The organism is Bacterioplanoides sp. (assembly GCF_965226395.1).
In the GTDB taxonomy this organism is placed as follows: domain Bacteria; phylum Pseudomonadota; class Gammaproteobacteria; order Pseudomonadales; family Oceanobacteraceae; genus Bacterioplanoides.
This window is the reverse complement of sequence record NZ_OZ245358.1, coordinates 3,646,724-3,664,175: the sequence shown is the minus strand read 5'-3', so window position 1 is coordinate 3,664,175 and position 17,452 is coordinate 3,646,724. Positions and strand designations below refer to the sequence as shown.

The window sequence follows — 17,452 nt, the reverse complement described above, 5'->3', positions numbered from 1 at the left end:
ATCAGAGTTGTTGGTCAGAGTTGCTGGCGGACATCGGTTAACAGATTGCTGCAGGCGTCTTCCAGCAAATCCAGCACATGTTCAAATCCGGCATCGCCACCGTAATACGGATCCGGCACTTCGATTTCAGAGAAGGCTTGGCCAAAATCATACAGAAATAACTGCGGAGCTGAGCGGCTGCCGGGCGGACAAATGGCCTGCAAATTGGTCAGGTTTTCTTTATCCATCGCCAGCACATAATCGAATTGATCAAAGTCGGCCGCTACTGCCTGACGCGCTCTCAGTGGCGACAGGTCATAACCACGTTTTGCGGCGGCGCTGGCAGAACGGGAATCTGGTGATTTACCGATGTGCCAGGCCGCAGTGCCGGCAGAATCTACCTCAATCTGATCACTCAGACCGGCATCATCCACCATTTTCTGAAACACACCGTGAGCGGTTGGTGAGCGGCAGATATTCCCCAGACAAACAAACAGCACCCGCTTCATGGTTATTCGCTGTCCGTAGAGGTTTTAGCGGCCTGAGAAGCCTGGGCTTTTTCCAGCTTTTCTTCTTCGCTCATTTTACGCGCTTCACCGTCCAGCATCACCGGTACGCCATCGTTAATCGGATATGCCAAACCATCAAACGTGCATAACAATTCGTTGGCGTCGTTATCCAGTTTTAATTTGCCCTGACACAAAGGGCATACCAGCATGGCGACTAATTGTTTATCCATGGAGCTCTCACTACTTTTATTCACTATTAATTTTTAATCACGATTCATTTTAATCGCAAATGATCGCCTGCTTAATCAGAAACAACTGGCTTATCAGAACCACTAAGCAGGCGTTGCAACAGTTGATGAACCTGCTGCTGAGCCGTTGTTGTTAACCGTGCATCAACCGCCAGATACCACATATTCTCTTGTGCAAAACGGGTACATTTCACCCAGTCCTTCTCGGTCATAATCACCGGCAGATCATCATTAAATTGCAGATCTGTCGCAACAAATTGGTGATGATCAACAAAACTGTGTTCGATAATATCAGCCCCGAGCTGCTGCAGGGTATCGTAAAAGCGCTGCGGATTACCGATACCGGCCACCGCATGACAACGCTGGCCGGACAGACGAGTCAGCGCCTGTTGTTCACCGGTTTTGGCATTAATCAGTTGAGTCGCTTCAACACAAAAATCTTCACCATTTTGCAGTACCAGATCGACTGCTGCTGCACGTGAGCGCGGCTCACGTAACGGCCCAACAGGCAACAACCAACCATTGCCAAATTGGCGCTTGGCATCAACAACCAGGATTTCAGCATCACGCCCCAGCCGATAATGCTGCAGGCCATCGTCGCTGAAAATAATATCCACCTGACCATCCAGTGCTTCAGCCGCCTGTCGCCGGTTTGGATCCACCGCAACCGGACAACCTAATCGTTGCTGCAGTAATTTGGGCTCATCACCACACACCTCAGCACTTGTGTCGGCCTCCACACGGAGCGGGTAATCTGAACTATGGCCGCCATAACCACGGCTGATGACACCGGCGCGAAACCCCAGCGTCTGAGTGTATTCCACGAGCTGGATAATCAATGGGGTTTTACCGGTTCCGCCAACGGAGAGATTGCCAACTACCACAACCGGCGTGGCTAAGGTCGCGCTGGGATTATTGAGTGCACGGTAGCGTTTCAGCCAGACCAGCGGCCAAACGATCAGCCACAGTGGCAGCAATAACCAGTTCCACCCCGGCCGGGCCTGATACCAGTTATGCTCAATGGTGCGTGTCAGCCAGTTCAGCATCCGGCTTAATCCAGATCCTGAAGCTGATGCAGCTGGGCGTATAAGCCCTGCTGCTGCAATAACTCGTCGTGGCTGCCATCTTCTTTGATTTCACCTTTATCGACCACAATAATGCGATCAACGCTTTCGATGGTACTCAGGCGGTGGGCAATCACAAAGGTCGTACGTCCTTTCATAACTTCTTCCATCGCGGCCTGAATATGACGCTCTGACTGGGTATCCAGCGCGGAGGTGGCTTCATCAAGAATCAGAATCGGTGCATCTTTCAGCAATGCCCGGGCAATAGCAATACGCTGGCGCTGTCCGCCGGAAAGTAATACGCCGCTCTCGCCCACTTCGGTATCAAAGCCGTCTTCCAGTTTCTCAACAAACTCGTCAACGTGAGCCGCTTTAGCCGCAGCAAAAATTTCATCATCGCTTTTAGTGCTTAAGGCACCGTAAGCGATATTGTCTTTAATAGAACCGTTAAACAGAGTGACATTCTGACTGACGATAGCCACCTGCTGGCGCAGGTTATCAAGGGTAAGATCACGGATGTCGATACCGTCCAGGCAAATGCGCCCTTCACTCACGTCATAGAAACGTGGAATCAAGTTGGCCAGAGTTGACTTACCACTGCCGGATTTACCCACAAAAGCCACCGACGTACCCGCTTTTACATCCAGCTTGATGTTATTCAGTGCGTTAGTTTCGGCATTTTCGTAACGGAAGCTAACAGCGTCAAAGCACAAATCGCCACGACAACGATCAAGCTGCTGATCACCCTTGTCGACTTCCTGATCGGTATCCAGAATGGTGAAAACGGATTCTGCTGCAACCACCCCTTTCTGAATCACCGAGTTGATATTGGTCAGCGCCCGAATTGGCTTGGCAATTAAAGAAGCTGCGGTGATAAACACCATAAACTCTTCACTGCTCATGCTGCCAGCGGATACCCGTTGGAACATAAAGTACACCATGGCTCCCAGACCCAGTGCCACAATCTGCTGATTCAGCGGTACATTTACGGCGTTGGTCAGGGCGAATTTCAGCGCCTGTTTGCGGTTGTATTCACTGGTTTTCAGGAAACGTTGCTCTTCATACTCCCGACCACCAAATGTACGCACTTCACGAAAACCATTAATGGTTTCGTTGGCCACCTGAGTCACATTACCGATGGATTTCTGAATCCGGCGGCTGTATTTGCGGAAAAAGCGACTGGCCAGCCCAACTAAGGCACCAATCACGGGCACCAACGCAAGAAAAATAAAGGTCAGGGTGTAATCGAGGTAAATCAGGTATCCCATCAGGAAAATCACCGTCATACCTTCCTGAACCAGAATCGTCAGTGCCTTGGTTGAAGCACCGGTTACCTGTTCAATATCAAAAGTAATACGCGAAATCAGACGGCCACGGGATTCTTTGTCGTAGTAGCTGGTGGGCAGGCGCATCATCTGTTCAAACAGTTCTGTACGTAAGGTATGCACCACGCTACGACCAACAATCGCGGTAAAGTATTTACCCAAAAAGGTCGCTACTCCGCGATACATAAAAATACCTACCAGAGTGGCAATCAGCAGCAAAATGCGCTGTTGCTGAGGGTCATTAAGCGTGGCCTGAACTTCCCCCATCATCCACGCCATTGCTGGCGCGGCGGTGGCAAATAACATAAAGCCAAAAATGCTTACCGCAAAGGCAAATTTATGTGGCCACACATACGAAAGCAGGCGCTTGTATAAGCGCCCGGTGGTGTAATTTTCAGCCATATCGTTGGCAGTGGTTGTGTTCGCGGGTTTAGCCGTGTTTTTCAAAGGGTCGGACATCTCAAATGGTCGGATATTTCAAATTATGGAGCTTCAGCAGGCTGACGCGTGGTAATGCTCAGATTTACCAGGCCTAACTGGCCGGCCGCATCCATCGCTCTGACCACCGCTTCGTGCGGCGTTTTGGCATCCGCAGTGATAATAACCGGTGCCGTTTCGCGATCACCCAGCAGCTTTTGCAAACCACGCTTGAGTGTATCCAGCTGAGAGTTAATCAACGCCTGATCGTTCACCGAGTATTCACCGGAGGCTGAAATCAGAATTTCAAGCGCCTGCAGCGGTGCATCGCTTGCTTCGGCGCTGGCTTCTGGCAGATCAATACTCAGGTGGTTTTCTTTAGTAAAGGTGGTCGACACCATAAAGAAAATCAGCAGCAGAAACACAATATCAATCAGCGGTGTCAGATTAACCGCTATTTCTTCCCGGTTCTGACGTTTAAAATTCACTTAAGCGGCCTCATCGTTATCGACAACTTCACGCTCGCCGTGCAACACATCCACCAGTTTAATGGCTTCCTGTTCCATAAAGACAACCACCTCATCAACACGACGCTGCAGCATGCGGTGTGCAATCAGTGCCGGAATCGCAACCACCATACCGGCAGCGGTGGTGATTAATGCTTCCGAGATGCCACCTGCCAGCAAGTTAGCCTGACCGGTACCAGCAATCACAATCTCTGAGAACACCTTGATCATACCAATCACGGTACCCAGCAAGCCCATTAATGGCGCAACCGCGGCAATGGTACCCAGTGCATTCAGGTAACGCTCCATCTCATGCACTTCATGGGAAGCCACTTCCTCAATGCTTTCTTTCATGATGGTGCGGCCATGACGGGAGTTCAGCAAGCCAGCGGCTAATACCCGACCCAGAGGAGAGGAGCCACGCAGTTCTTTGATACGCGAGCTGTCGAGTTGATTGTTCTTCATCCAACCCCAAACCCGGGCCAATAGATCATTGGGGGCAATTTGTTGCGGGCGTAATGTCCAGAAACGTTCAACGGTAATTGCCAGGGCTAAAATTGAGGAAATGATGATTGGAACCATCATCCAACCACCGCTCTGGATAATCTCCAGCATAAAGGCTACTCCTGCCAGTCAGTTTGCGCGCTACTGTATCACAGCGTTTAAAAATTCTTAACAAAATCAACACCGCCCCAGCTCAGGGAGACAACCAACGCGGCTGCCAGCGCTGACGTTGCACAACCAACCGGGCGGACTCATCGAGCCACACTGCTCCCGACTCAGCGGTATTCAGCATCTCAACTCCGGTCTGCTGGTAACGGGCAACTACCTGTTTGTGAGGATGTCCAAAACGATGATTAAATCCGGCCGAGACCCACACCTGCTGCGGTTGAACGGTATTAATAAATAAAGCAGACGAGCTGGTGGCTGAACCGTGATGGGGAGCAATCAGGATATCGGCCTTTAGTGCTTGGCCATGGCGCTCCACCAACTGTTTCTCTACCTGAACATCAATATCACCGGGCAACAATATACGCTTATTTAGCCATTGCAGCTGAACTACGCAAGACTGGTTGTTATCACTGTCCGGGCTGATGTCGTAATGCAGAAAGCGAAAACGCAGAACATCGCTCAACACCTGCCAACCCTCCATATTGTGGCAATTGCTTTGAGCGCTGCTTTCTTGAAAATTAGCCTGAGAGCTGTCGGGCTGACCGTAATAACCAATAACATGAGAGAAGGCCGCCAGCAAAGCAGCCTCCCCGCCTGAATGATCATTATCCGAATGGCTGACGATCAGTACATCCGGCGATATCGCCTTTTGCCTCAACAAGGGCACCACAATGCTACTGCCCGCATCAAAGCGCGATGAATATCTTGGGCCGGTATCGTAAACCAGAGTCTGTTGACCATCACTGGCGATCAAAGCTAACCCCTGGCCAACATCTGCCATCATAAAGAATGGTTTACTGTCGCTCGGTCTGATCGAACCAACCAGCAACATTAGTGGCAACAACGCCAGCAGGGTATTAACCGGAAAGCTGAGTTTGCGCAATCCCATTAACATTAACAGCAGCCAAAGCAGGATAAACAATGGCGTAGGTTCTGCCTGCAGCAATGGCAAATCCAGCGACGCCTGCCACTCCAGCCAATACCAGAACCACTGGCCTGTTGAGGCAATAATGGAATTGAGTAATCCGATTAATTCAGTATTTTCGCCAAAAGCTGGAATCAGCACGGCCACTAGGCAGGCCGGTAACAACACAAAAGTTACCAGTGGAATAGCGATCAGATTCGCCACAATATGAGAGAAGCTGAGTGGCGCCAACCACCACAACACCAAAGGAACCAGGGCAAAGAAAACAACCAGCTGCGGCCAGATCAAGGTCGATAACCAACCTGTTTTACGCCCGGAAAATGCCAGCAGCAGACCCCCTACCGATAGAACCGAATACTGAAATCCGGCTTGGGTAAAGATCAGCGGCATGGTAAACAACAATCCTGCCACAACCAGCGAATAGATCTGCCAACCATTCAGCCGACGCACGGAAAACCACAACAACCAAACACCCAGCAGCATCAGAAAAGCCCGGTATACGGCAATTCCACCGCCAGATAGCAGTGCATATCCAGAACACGCCATTACAACCCAAATCAGATACCAGTATTTTTGCAGCCGAACCGCACTGATTGAGGTGCTTTGCTCAGAAGCGTATTGCTGCATAACCTGAGCTCTCAGCAGCGCCATAATGCGCCATCCGAAACCTGCCAGCAGCAACGCCAGCGCAGCCACCATGCCCATATGCAAGCCACTGACAACCAGTAGATGCAAGGTGCCGGTATTAGCGGCCAAACGCCATTGCTCTGCACTGAATGCATTCCCCTCACCCAATACCAGCCCTTTTAACCAGGCCGCTGCGGCTGGAGTGTAATACTCATCAATTTTCTGTAATTGCTGATGGCGGAATGACAGCAGCCTGTTCGGTGAGTGGTTTTCGGAAAGCAGAGTTAGTTGGCGGATATAGCCAATGGCATCGATTCCCTGGATCAATAAGTAAGCTTCGTAATCGTAGGGCAAAGGATTGGCAAAACGTCGTGGTGCACGCAAGACAAGATCAGCACGAATCCTGGCTCCCAGCAAAGATTCTGCGGATATCTGGCCCTTTTTAGATACCGACCCTGCTCCGGATATCTGACCTCGCCTGGCAAGGCGAGAATCACGGGGATACCAGTTCAGGCGCATTTTTCGCAGATTTGATAGCTCAGGCTGCGCTTGCTCAGAAGAGTCACTAAAATTCAGCACCGTAACGGATAATCGCCAGCCATGATCCGCTTGTTCGACGTCCTCTACTGTTAACTCAAGTGTTGCCCGGCTGCGATCCAGTGTCGTTGGCAGGCGATGCGACAAGGCGTCATTGAGCCAAAGATGGCCGCGCATCAGGCCTAACAACACAACCACTAAACAAAATAACGCCGAGCGTGGTTGCACGATTTTTAAATAGATCAGGCAGGCCAGCCCCAGCAACATCACTATTATCATGATGATCATGGCCACAGTTGGCAGAAATACACCAACCACCACCGCCACGCTGAGCAACCAGGCCGCGACCAGCAGAGATGCCCTCATCCGTTTGGTACTCTCTTTTTTAAATCCATTTACAGCCCTCCCTTATCCTTATGTCCTGTTGACAGGACATAAGTCAGTCACTGGTATTTTGATACTTAACTCGGCATAATCCGCGCTCAGAATCCGGCCCCTGCCGGTAGGTTGTTTTTGAGCCGCGGGTCATGCCAAAAAAGTTACTTAAAAAGTTTTTTCCAACGCCGGAGCAGGTACAAGCCAATCCGTCCCTGGGCTTTTTGCGGCCACTGTTCAGCAAGCCTAACCTGTGGCACCTGAATCGTCGATCGGTAGCCCGGGCATTTCTGGTGGGTTTATTTGCGGCTTTTCTGCCACTGCCGTTTCAGATGGTGATTGCTGCCTTCCTAGCGTTCTACATCAATGGCAATGTGCCGATTTCGGTTGGCCTGGTGTGGATCAGCAACCCATTCACCATTCCTCCGCTGTTTTATGGCACTTACATCTTCGGCACCTGGCTGCTCGATAGCCCGGTACGAGAGTTCAGCATTGAATTATCACTGGATTGGGTATTAACCGAATTAAACGCCATCTGGAAGCCATTGTTTGTTGGCTCGCTAACAGTCGGTATCTTTCTTGGCGTATTGGGGTTTTTCGGCATTCATATCGCGTGGCGAATGCATGTATTGAGCAATTGGCAGAAGCGCCGCATCAATCGCGAGCGACGCTCCTGATCAGGATTTTTGAGGTCAGAAATGCTCAGAGGAGTGTTCGGGGCTCTCCCCCTGACTTTTAGTCGTCTTCACTCATCAGTTGCAGTGTCTGATCAGACAACAGATAACGGCGCTTCATACGCTTTGCCAGTTCAACATCGTGCGTCACCATCACAAAGGCGGTATCTGACGCATTCGCCAGTTCCAGCATGGCATTTTCTACCTGCTGCGCAGTTTGTTGATCCAGATTGCCTGTTGGTTCATCCATCAACACCAGTCGTGGCTTATTCACCAATGCCCGGGCAATGGCCGTACGCTGACGCTCACCGCCGGAAAGCTCTGCTGGCTTATGACTCAAGCGATGTGACAGCCCCATCTGCACCAGGCTGGCTTCTGCCTGAACAGTGGCAGCCTTACGATTCATACCGCCAAGTAGCAAAGGCATCATGACATTTTCCAGCGCCGAAAATTCCGGCAACAGGTGATGGAACTGATACACGAAGCCAATATGCTGATTACGCAGACGCGTGCGCTCTTTCTCTGGCAAATCACTGATGGACTGCCCGGCGATGGCAACCTGCCCATCATCCATTTCATCCAGCCCACCCAACACGTTCAGCAAGGTAGTCTTGCCGGAGCCGGAAGCCCCAACAATGGCAATGCTTTCACCAGCAGCAACCTGCAAATTAACATCCTGCCATACAGTGACCTGCTGCGGACCGGACTCATAGGTTTTACGTAATCCCTGCGCGTCCAGAGCCAGATTATTCTCATTAAAATCACTCATAACGTAACGCCTCTGCTGGCTGAACCCGGGACGCCCGGTAAGATGGGTACAAGGTCGCTAAAAAACTCAGCGTCAGAGAAGCTGACGTCACAATCGCCACATCCGACCACAACAGCTGTGATGGCAGGTAAGAAATAAAGTAGACATCAGCGCTGAGAATCTGGAAGCCAAAGGCCTGTTCGATCCAGGCAATTAATTCAGAAATGGATAACGCCCCGGCAACTCCTAACACGGTGCCAAGCACCACTCCAACCAGGCCAATCGAAATTCCCTGCACCATAAAGATCGCCATCACCGTTGATGGCTTGGCGCCCATGGTGCGCAGGATAGCAATATCAGCCTGCTTATCGGTCACCACCATCACCAATGTCGAAATAATATTGAACGCGGCAACCGCCACAATAATCAGCAACAACAGGCCAATCATGGTTTTTTCAAGCTTGATCGCCTGAAATAAATTGCCATGAGTTCGGGTCCAGTCACTGCCGGTAAAATAGCCATCCAGCTTGCTGGCAATTGACCAGATTCCCCGCGGGGCATCAAACAGATTGTCGAATTTTACCCGTAGTGCCTGCGCTTCAGATTTCAGGCGTGCTAGTTTGGCGGCATCGGCCAGATGAATCACCGCCAGATTGGCGTCCAGCTCTGCACCGACCGAGAAAATACCCACGACATTCAGACGTTTGATGCGTGGAATCACCCCCGCCGGAGATAGCGTTGCTTCAGGTAGCATCAGCGTGATTTTGTCGCCGACAACCACATTCAGACGCCGGGCCAACAGTTCACCCAGCAACACACCGTAACTGCGGGGTTGTAATGCCTCGAGTTCACCGTCAGTAATATGATCCGGCAGGATGGACACCCGGCTTTCTGCCGCCGGATCAATCCCTGTCACCATTACACCTTGCACCCGGCCCGCGTAACCCAACATTCCCTGCAACCGGGTTAATGGTGCTGCAGCTACCACACCGGGCTGCTCTTCAACCTGTTGCGCCAGCGCCTGCCAGTCATTAATGCCGCCACGCTCGTACAACACACCATGAGGCACCATGCCAAGAATGCGTTCGCGCAATTCGCGGTCGAAGCCGTTCATCACCGACAACACCAGAATCAGTACGGCCACCCCCAGAGTCATACCGACCATGGAAGACGCTGAAATAAACGAAATAAAATGATTGCGCCGTTTGGCAGCAAGATAGCGGAGCCCTATCCATAAGGGCAAAGACTGGAAAACCTTCATTGATAATAAGCGATCGCTGAATATTAAAAGGGCGCAGTTTGCCCGACATCGTCAACGATAGCGACACCTGAGATCAGCATTCGACAAAAATTTGCACAAAGCGCTACTCGACAACACATTTCAGCACTAAAATTCGCGCTATAACGATATCCAACTGCAAAGAGATCCGATTCTTGAACGACACGCTATCCGCGACTTCTGTAATGAACAGCCCAGCAATTAATAGCCCAGCAACGAACACCTCGGCATCCTCTCGACGTATGCCAGCGGAATGGGAGCCTCAGGTTGCGGTACAACTGACCTGGCCACAGCAACAAAGCGACTGGGGAGAAATCCTGCCCCAAGTTGAACCGGTGTTTCATGCCATTGTTGCTGCCATCAGCAATCATCAGAATGTGATCATTGCCTGCGGTAATGATGAGGATACAGAGCGTCTGAGCAACTATTACAAACAGCAGCCGCAAGTCACCATTTATCGGGTGGATAACAATGACACCTGGGCCAGAGATCACGGCCCTATCAGTTGTTATCAAAACCAACAACTGACGCTAGTCGATTTTCAGTTCAACGGCTGGGGCAATAAATACGCTCATGATCTCGACAATCAAATTACCGCCACTTTGCATCAGCAAGGAGCTTTTGTGGCCGACAGTCTGATTCCGTCTGACTGGGTGCTGGAAGGTGGCAGCCTGGAAAGTGATGGCGCTGGAACGCTGTTAACCACCCAGCAATGCCTGTTGAACCCAAACCGCAACCCACAGCTGAGTCAGCAGCAGATCGAGCAAAAACTAGCTCAGGAGCTGGGGTTTAACCGCATTCTCTGGTTGCAGCACGGCCATCTCGACGGTGACGATACCGACGCTCACATCGACACCCTGGCCCGCTTCTGCTCAGCAGATACCATTGCTTACTGCCAGGCTGACGAGGAAGATGCCCACTTTGCTTCACTGCATGCGATGGAGCAGGAACTGCAGCAGTTGCGTCAGCATAATGGCGAGCCTTATCGCCTGATTCCACTGCCCCTGCCTGCCCCACAATTTAATGAGGACGGCGAACGTCTGCCAGCCACTTACGCTAACTTTCTGATCATTAACGATGCTGTGCTGCTGCCGGTTTATGGTTGCGATCAAGACCAGCAGGCGCTGGATCAAATCGTCAAAGCCTTTCCGCAGCGTAAGATTTATCCCATCAACTGTCGCCCGGTTATTGAACAGTTCGGATCATTGCACTGCCTGACCATGCAAATTCATACAGAGACATCTCTTTTCGAAGCACCGACGTCTCTTATCCAAACACCTGCTGAGAACGCCTGACTTATGACTTATACCGCACGTAACATCCGAGTGGCCGCATTGCAGCAGGCATTTATTCAGGACAAGACCACCACACTGAACAAAACCGCTCAGCTGGTTCGCCAGGCAGCCGACCAGGGCGCTGAGCTCATTTGCCTGCAAGAGCTGCATGCCGGGCCGTACTTTTGCCAGCATCAGGCTGCTGACTTGTTTGATCTGGCCGAAACCTTAGACGGTAAAACCGCACAATTACTTGGAAAACTGGCCGCTGAGCTGAACATTGTGATTGTTGGCTCTATTTTTGAGCGCCGTGGCAAAGGGGTGTATCACAACACCGCCATCGTCTTCGACCGCAGCACAGAGCTGGCTGGTTTTTACCGCAAGATGCACATTCCGGACGACCCGGGATTTTATGAAAAGTACTATTTTATTCCGGGCGATGCTGAAGAACCGGGCTTTCAGCCCATCGAGACATCCATTGGTAAACTGGGTGTTCTGGTTTGCTGGGATCAATGGTATCCCGAAGCAGCACGCCTGATGGCATTAGCGGATGCCGACATTCTGATTTACCCAACCGCGATTGGCTGGGAGCCAGAGGAAGAAGCCGCCGAAAATGAGCGTCAGAAGGAAGCCTGGATCACGGTTCAGCGCGGCCATGCGGTTGCGAATAACCTGCCGGTTGTTGCAATCAATCGCATCGGCTATGAAGCAGACCCAAGCCAGGTAACCGCTGGTATCGACTTCTGGGGCAGCAGCTTTATCTGCGGCGGCCAGGGTGAATTTCTGGCACACGCCAATCACCAACAAGAAGCCGTACTGGTGGCTGACGTTGATTTAAACCGCAGCGAGCAATTGCGTCGTATCTGGCCTTATTTCCGTGATCGTCGCATTGATGCCTATGCGGATTTACTGAAGCGTTACCGCTGAAAACGTCAAGCGCAGTAAAGAGCCGGAATTGGCGTGAAAGAGCCTTGTGATCACCCCATAGCGAGCTAGGATAAAAACAATATCCTAGCGAGTAATCACCATGAAACACACACTGGCTCTCAGCGCATTACTTGGCGTCGCATTATCACCCTCCACCTGGGCTGATATTCGTGAAATTCCCAGCGAAGAACTGACCGATTCTTACATCGAAAATACCACGGTGATTATTCGTAAGCGGGAAGCCGCACAACCTTCGAGCGACCAAAAACGTGTTATTAAAGTATCACCACTGGAAGACGATTTTTCAGAGGGTGAACAACTGGCAACACAGACTCAGGAGCCACTCGATAGCCTGCCGATTAGCGATGAATACCTTGGTGAGCGACTTAATAACGAGCTGGCCAATCAGGCGATTTACAACTTCCAGTCACCGGCGCTTGATCCGTTACAGGCCAGTCGCAATGAAGCCCTGCAAGCGGCTTCCATTGAACTACAGGCTCTGACCGGCGAAAGCATTGATCTGAACAACCCGGCCTTTCCTTCCCTGATTCCTGAATCTATTGTTCCTCCCATTGGCACTGGCATCAGCAGCTCTCCGGGAAGTTTTGTTTTCTCAATCCCAAACAACAATGGCTACCCAAGCGACAGTTTTTCAACCCCAGGTGGTGAGTATCAAATCAATATCACCCCGGATCGTATTGATTTTCAGCTAAACGCCCCACAATAAATTGGAACGAAAGAACCAATTTATTGCAAAAACCTCATCGTTTCACCTTAAAAAAGATGGCTCAAACTGATACATAAGTAATTTTAATCCTTTAATTTCAATAGCTTAAACCGATTTCTGCATTTCTCTCTGGGCCGTACTACGTCTGGTCATTTGCCGTAAAATCCAGTAAGGTCGATAGCACAATAACTATAAACATGACTCACCAGAGAACCCAAAGTATGCAGTTTTCCAACTTTGCAGCACCGGATCTCCGTACGCCACCCAACATTCAGCAACTGGGTAATTACCGGGTTGAATATAAAGCGTTCAGTCTTCCGCAACATCGCCACAAAACGCCGGTTGTTTTTTTGGGAGGCGCTTTTCAGAGCTTTACTTCATTTCAGAATGAGGTCGAGCTGGCTTACACCACCCACCCGGTTATCCTGGCCGACTTTCCTTCCCAGGGCAGCAATGAACAGCTGGCCCCGGAGTTGTCACTTGCCGATTATGGCGATCTGATTGCTCAGTTCTTAGATGCTCAGCACATAAACAAAGTTATCTTATTGGGCGTCAGTTACGGCTCGGCGATGGCAACCCTGTTCGCCACGCAATACCCGGAAAAAATTGAACGCCTGCTACTGTCTGGCATCACCTGCTTTCGTCGCGAGAGCCTGATTACCTTACTGGAAGACAGCCTATCGTTACTCGGCAAAGGCGATATGAAAGCCTTTGCCGCAACGGCTGTTTGTAACCTGATCAATCATAACCGGCTATCAGAAACAGAAGTCAGCCCAACCTATCGCAAAGCGATGTATCGCCAGATTGCGCGACTAAATCCAAACGAGCAACAGCGCTACATTCAGAACACCCAGCGATTATTGAATTTCTCCGGGTTTGAACGATTCCCTCAGTGTCCGACACTGATTGCGACCGGCGAATTCGATAATTTCACCCTACCCTCTGAAAATGCTGCGGTTGCCAGACAGTGTCAGGCAGCGACCTTTGCCGTAATCCACAACGCCGACCATCTGGCGCAGTTCGAACGCCAGCAAGCCGCTTGCACCTTGTTCCACAATTATATGCTGGGAGAAGAGATTGAGAGCATTGATGGCGTCTCTGTCTATAATCCACTGGCTTATGACCCGGGTGAACAGCGACTACAATCACGTCAGCGCCCGCTGGAACAGCCATTTGAGCTGCACGACCGGGAAACCGATCTGAGTTATACCGTGCGAATCCGCAATATTAATTTTTCCGGGTGTGAGTTGGAGTTGGTCACAAGTGATCTGACACTGAACGAAAATTGCCAGTCGTTATATCTTGCTCTTCCTGAAACCGCTAACGACTACCATGTGCGGATTATGGAACGGGATAAACGCCATTTGCGCTGCCTGATTATCCAGCGTGACCTGAAAGCAGCGGACGCCCTACTGACTTACTTACAAGAACACCTGCTGATGGTGTGTGATAAACCATTGGATTCAGACCATGAATCCCTGATCGAGAGTCAGCTGGCCTGAGCCGCTGACCTTCCCCGCTTATTTGCTACGAACGTCAAATCCCGCTGCAGTCAGGCGGTTTTGTAGTTCGTGGCATTTAGACGGAACCTGAACCTTTAACTGAGGGATATCGCGTCGTAACGGATAATGCTTACGTAAGCGATCAAAGGTTTCGCGCAAGCTGCCAGCGGCCGCTTTCACCATGGCTGAGCGCATCACACCATCGTCCACCCGAATCTCATACGCTGCCCGTATGGCCGTTCGTAATGCCTGATATTTAGGCACCTGATCGCTGAACGACACCATTTTAATGCCCGGCTCCGGTAAGAACTGAGCCAGCTTACGACGTACCGGCAAACCAAAGAATTCGCACAATCCCTGGTAAACAAACTCGGTACCGCGCATCTTGCCATCCAGCGAATACCCGGCAATGTGTGGCGTTGCCAACATACAGCGATGCATCAGATTAAGATCAAGTTCAGGCTCGTTTTCCCAAACATCCAATACCGACTCAAATTCCGGGTGACTTTTCATATGAGCCAGCAATGCCTGATTATCAACCACGCCACCACGACAACTGTTAATCAGGCAAGCATTCGGATTCATTTCAGCCAGGCGCTCAGCATTGATCAAATGATGTGTGGCATGCTCACCGTCACGAGTCAGCGGCGTATGCAGCGAGATCACATCGGCCTTTAATGCTTCTTCAAGAGGAACCAGCTCACCAACCTCTTGCGGGTCTTTAAACGGATCAACAGCCAGCACAGTTAATCCCATTTCTTCCAAGCGACGACGCAGCAATAAACCAACATTGCCAACACCAACCACGGCAACGGTTAAGTCTGTAAACGCAATACCGCGCGCGTCGGTCAGCACACTTAATGCACTTAATACGTAATCGACAACGGCCTGAGCGTTACAACCCGGCGCACTTTCAAAGCCAATCCCTTGCTGCTGCAGATAGCTCTGATCAATATGATCGGTTCCGATCGTTGCGGTACCAACAAATTTCACTGGCGTACCGTCCAATAAAGCTTCATTCACCTGGGTGACGGAACGAACCAGCAATACATCGGCGTCACTCAACTCGTCAGCCGTCAGAGTGCGTCCGGCAACCCGGGTAATAGAGCCAATATCGGCAAAGAATTCTTCAATCAGAGGGATATTTTCGTCAGCAACGATGTGCACGGCGGCAAGCCTTTGTCTTTATGGGAGGCGTATTGTTGCAGGAGGATTGCAGGGAGGCAAATTTTGCTGCCATTTCAAAATCAGTCCGGCCACTTCTTTAAAAGCAGCAACAGGATGTTGCGATAGCGCGGCAGGTACATGGATGTACCTTCGGCGCGGGCGGCTAAAGAGGTGGTCGGGCTGATTCCGATATGCATTAGGTACAAAAACAGATCTCTACATTCTGTTTCTGCCACCGGATCGAAGGCACATCCTTGTGCCTTCGATCCTTCCGCGACATCCTGTCGCTGTTCTCGAAACAGAATCCAGAGACCTGCCGAGATTCCCGAGCATTAAGCCAGCTTATCAGTGGCTACGCGGTAATTAGGATCCTCAATCACATTCACGTCACACAAATTACCGGCTTTATTCAGCAGCACACGACACTCTTCCGATAAGTGGCGCAAGTGCACTTCTTTACCCGCGGCAATATAACGCTCAGCAATGGTATCAATGGCTTCAATCGCAGAGGAGTCAGCCACGCGTGAGTTTTTGAACTCAATAATTACAACCTCAGGGTCATTCTCCGGATCAAAAATATCCTTAAACGCCGATACCGAGCCAAAGAATAACGGGCCAAACAGGTCATAAACTTTCGCGCCATCTTCCTGGATCAAAGTGCGCGCACTGATGTGTTTTGCGTGTTCCCAGGCAAATACCAGCGCTGCCACAATCACACCCACAATCACTGCAATCGCCAGATCAGTCGCCACGGTCACACCGGATACTAATACAATGATAAAAGCATCTTGTTTCGGTATTTTGCCCAGCATACGGAAGCTTGACCACTCAAAAGTGCCAATCACAACCATAAACATCACGCCAGTTAATGCCGCAATCGGAATCTGCTCGATCAGCGGCGAGGCAAACAGAATAAAGCTCAGCAGGAACAGCGCCGCAGCGATACCCGACCAGCGACCACGACCACCCGAGCTGACATTAATCATGCTCTGACCAATCATGGCACAACCGCCCATGCCACCAAAGAAGCCCGTTACCAGGTTGGCACTGCCCTGAGCGACACACTCTTTGTTGCCACGACCACGGGTGTTGGTCATCTCATCAATCACGGTGACCGTTAATAACGACTCAATCAAACCAATAGCGGCAAAAATGACCGAATACGGCAGAATAAACCAGAAGGTTTCCATGTTCAGCGGCACATTCGGAATACCAAAATCCGGTAAACCGCCAGCGATTGAGGCCAGATCACCAACGGTTTTGGTATCCAGATCGGCAAATAAAGCAATACCGGATACCGCCAGAATCCCCGCCAGCGCCGATGGGAACGCCGAAGTGATCTTAGGCAGGAAGTGCGTAATCGCCATGGTCAGGCCAATCAGGCCCAGCATAATAAGAAGTTCAGAACCGGCCAGCCAGGTGCCCTCTGTCCAGCCCCATTTACCAACCGGGGTTGCCGATTGTAACTGCGGTAATTGCGCCAGAAAGATCACAATCGCCAGACCGTTCACAAAACCCAGCATCACCGGGTATGGCACGATACGAATAAACTTACCCAGCTTAAAGGCCCCGGCCACAATCTGGATAATGCCCATCAGCACCACTGCTGCAAACAGATACTGAGGGCCGGTACCTGAGCCCCCGCCACTCACACCAAAGCTCCTCTCGGCCTCAGCCACAAGAGACACCATAACAACCGCCAGTGCACCGGTAGCACCAGAAATCATACCCGGACGACCGCCCATTACAGCAGTAATCAACCCCACCATAAAGGCGGCATATAAACCCGTTAACGGATGCACACCGGCAACAAAAGCAAAAGCAACCGCTTCCGGCACTAACGCCAGTGCAACGGTCAAACCTGACAGGGTATCGTTCTTCAGGTTGGGAGAAAAAGTCTGCATAAATTCGCGCAGCAATAACATCAGAGAAGTTCCCTTCTGTTGGAGTATTTTGCAAGGGCCAGCGCC

The 17,452-nt window shown here is 50.9% G+C and carries 16 protein-coding genes; 5 read left to right on the top strand and 11 right to left on the bottom strand.

Translation table 11 applies throughout. From position 1 onward, the window contains the following. Nucleotides 1-14: 14 nt before the first annotated feature. The 7 genes from ACO05E_RS16765 to ACO05E_RS16735 form a co-directional block, all read right to left on the bottom strand. Complete coding sequence (locus ACO05E_RS16765; protein WP_419810636.1) at nucleotides 15-488, bottom strand: low molecular weight protein-tyrosine-phosphatase; 474 nt, start codon at nucleotides 486-488, stop codon at nucleotides 15-17. Nucleotides 489-490: 2 nt separating this feature from the next. Next, complete coding sequence (locus tag ACO05E_RS16760; RefSeq protein WP_419810635.1) at nucleotides 491-718, bottom strand: Trm112 family protein; 228 nt, start codon at nucleotides 716-718, stop codon at nucleotides 491-493. A 71-nt stretch (nucleotides 719-789) separates the two neighbouring features. Further along, complete coding sequence (lpxK, locus tag ACO05E_RS16755) at nucleotides 790-1,782, bottom strand: tetraacyldisaccharide 4'-kinase (RefSeq protein ID WP_419810634.1); 993 nt, start codon at nucleotides 1,780-1,782, stop codon at nucleotides 790-792. A gap of 5 nt (nucleotides 1,783-1,787) precedes the next feature. Further along, nucleotides 1,788-3,584, bottom strand: coding sequence for a lipid A export permease/ATP-binding protein MsbA (msbA, locus tag ACO05E_RS16750; protein ID WP_419810633.1), 1,797 nt, complete (start codon nucleotides 3,582-3,584; stop codon nucleotides 1,788-1,790). 23 nt (nucleotides 3,585-3,607) lie between these two features. Then, nucleotides 3,608-4,030 carry an ExbD/TolR family protein gene (locus ACO05E_RS16745; RefSeq protein WP_255860753.1) on the bottom strand — a complete coding sequence of 141 codons (423 nt, stop codon included), beginning with the start codon at nucleotides 4,028-4,030 and terminating at the stop codon, nucleotides 3,608-3,610. Continuing rightward, nucleotides 4,031-4,663, bottom strand: a complete 633-nt coding sequence (locus ACO05E_RS16740) for a MotA/TolQ/ExbB proton channel family protein (RefSeq protein ID WP_419810632.1) — start codon at nucleotides 4,661-4,663, stop codon at nucleotides 4,031-4,033. Between the two features lie 82 nt (nucleotides 4,664-4,745). Then, complete coding sequence (locus ACO05E_RS16735; protein ID WP_419810631.1) at nucleotides 4,746-7,175, bottom strand: DNA internalization-related competence protein ComEC/Rec2; 2,430 nt, start codon at nucleotides 7,173-7,175, stop codon at nucleotides 4,746-4,748. A 161-nt stretch (nucleotides 7,176-7,336) separates the two neighbouring features. Between ACO05E_RS16735 and ACO05E_RS16730 the strand changes: the two genes are divergently transcribed. Then, entirely contained in the window at nucleotides 7,337-7,861 is a 525-nt protein-coding gene (locus tag ACO05E_RS16730; RefSeq protein ID WP_419810630.1) for a DUF2062 domain-containing protein, read from the top strand. Between the two features lie 58 nt (nucleotides 7,862-7,919). Here ACO05E_RS16730 and ACO05E_RS16725 read toward each other — a convergent pair whose 3' ends face one another. Together ACO05E_RS16725 and ACO05E_RS16720 are read right to left on the bottom strand one after the other, a co-directional pair. Next, on the bottom strand, nucleotides 7,920-8,627 hold the full coding sequence (locus ACO05E_RS16725; RefSeq protein WP_419810629.1) for an ABC transporter ATP-binding protein: 708 nt from the start codon (nucleotides 8,625-8,627) through the stop codon (nucleotides 7,920-7,922). After that, nucleotides 8,620-9,867 (bottom strand): lipoprotein-releasing ABC transporter permease subunit, encoded by a 1,248-nt coding sequence (locus ACO05E_RS16720; protein ID WP_419810628.1) that lies wholly within the window; start codon nucleotides 9,865-9,867, stop codon nucleotides 8,620-8,622. The genes ACO05E_RS16725 and ACO05E_RS16720 overlap by 8 nt, the downstream gene beginning before the upstream one ends. A gap of 203 nt (nucleotides 9,868-10,070) precedes the next feature. Between ACO05E_RS16720 and ACO05E_RS16715 the strand changes: the two genes are divergently transcribed. The 4 genes from ACO05E_RS16715 to ACO05E_RS16700 all read left to right on the top strand — a co-directional run bounded on the left by ACO05E_RS16715 (nucleotide 10,071) and on the right by ACO05E_RS16700 (nucleotide 14,315). After that, the gene (locus tag ACO05E_RS16715) at nucleotides 10,071-11,180 is read left to right on the top strand and encodes an agmatine deiminase family protein (RefSeq protein WP_419810627.1); all 1,110 of its coding nucleotides are present in this window, start codon (nucleotides 10,071-10,073) and stop codon (nucleotides 11,178-11,180) included. Nucleotides 11,181-11,183: 3 nt separating this feature from the next. Beyond that, nucleotides 11,184-12,086, top strand: coding sequence for a carbon-nitrogen hydrolase (locus tag ACO05E_RS16710; protein WP_419810626.1), 903 nt, complete (start codon nucleotides 11,184-11,186; stop codon nucleotides 12,084-12,086). A gap of 100 nt (nucleotides 12,087-12,186) precedes the next feature. After that, on the top strand, nucleotides 12,187-12,813 hold the full coding sequence (locus ACO05E_RS16705; RefSeq protein WP_419810625.1) for a hypothetical protein: 627 nt from the start codon (nucleotides 12,187-12,189) through the stop codon (nucleotides 12,811-12,813). 221 nt (nucleotides 12,814-13,034) lie between these two features. Continuing rightward, entirely contained in the window at nucleotides 13,035-14,315 is a 1,281-nt protein-coding gene (locus ACO05E_RS16700) for an alpha/beta fold hydrolase (RefSeq protein ID WP_419810624.1), read from the top strand. 18 nt (nucleotides 14,316-14,333) lie between these two features. Here the strand turns inward: ACO05E_RS16700 and pdxB are convergent, their stop codons facing one another. Next, on the bottom strand, nucleotides 14,334-15,482 hold the full coding sequence (gene pdxB, locus ACO05E_RS16695; protein WP_419810623.1) for a 4-phosphoerythronate dehydrogenase PdxB: 1,149 nt from the start codon (nucleotides 15,480-15,482) through the stop codon (nucleotides 14,334-14,336). A 332-nt stretch (nucleotides 15,483-15,814) separates the two neighbouring features. Beyond that, entirely contained in the window at nucleotides 15,815-17,407 is a 1,593-nt protein-coding gene (locus ACO05E_RS16690) for a SulP family inorganic anion transporter (RefSeq protein WP_419810622.1), read from the bottom strand. Nucleotides 17,408-17,452: the final 45 nt, after the last annotated feature.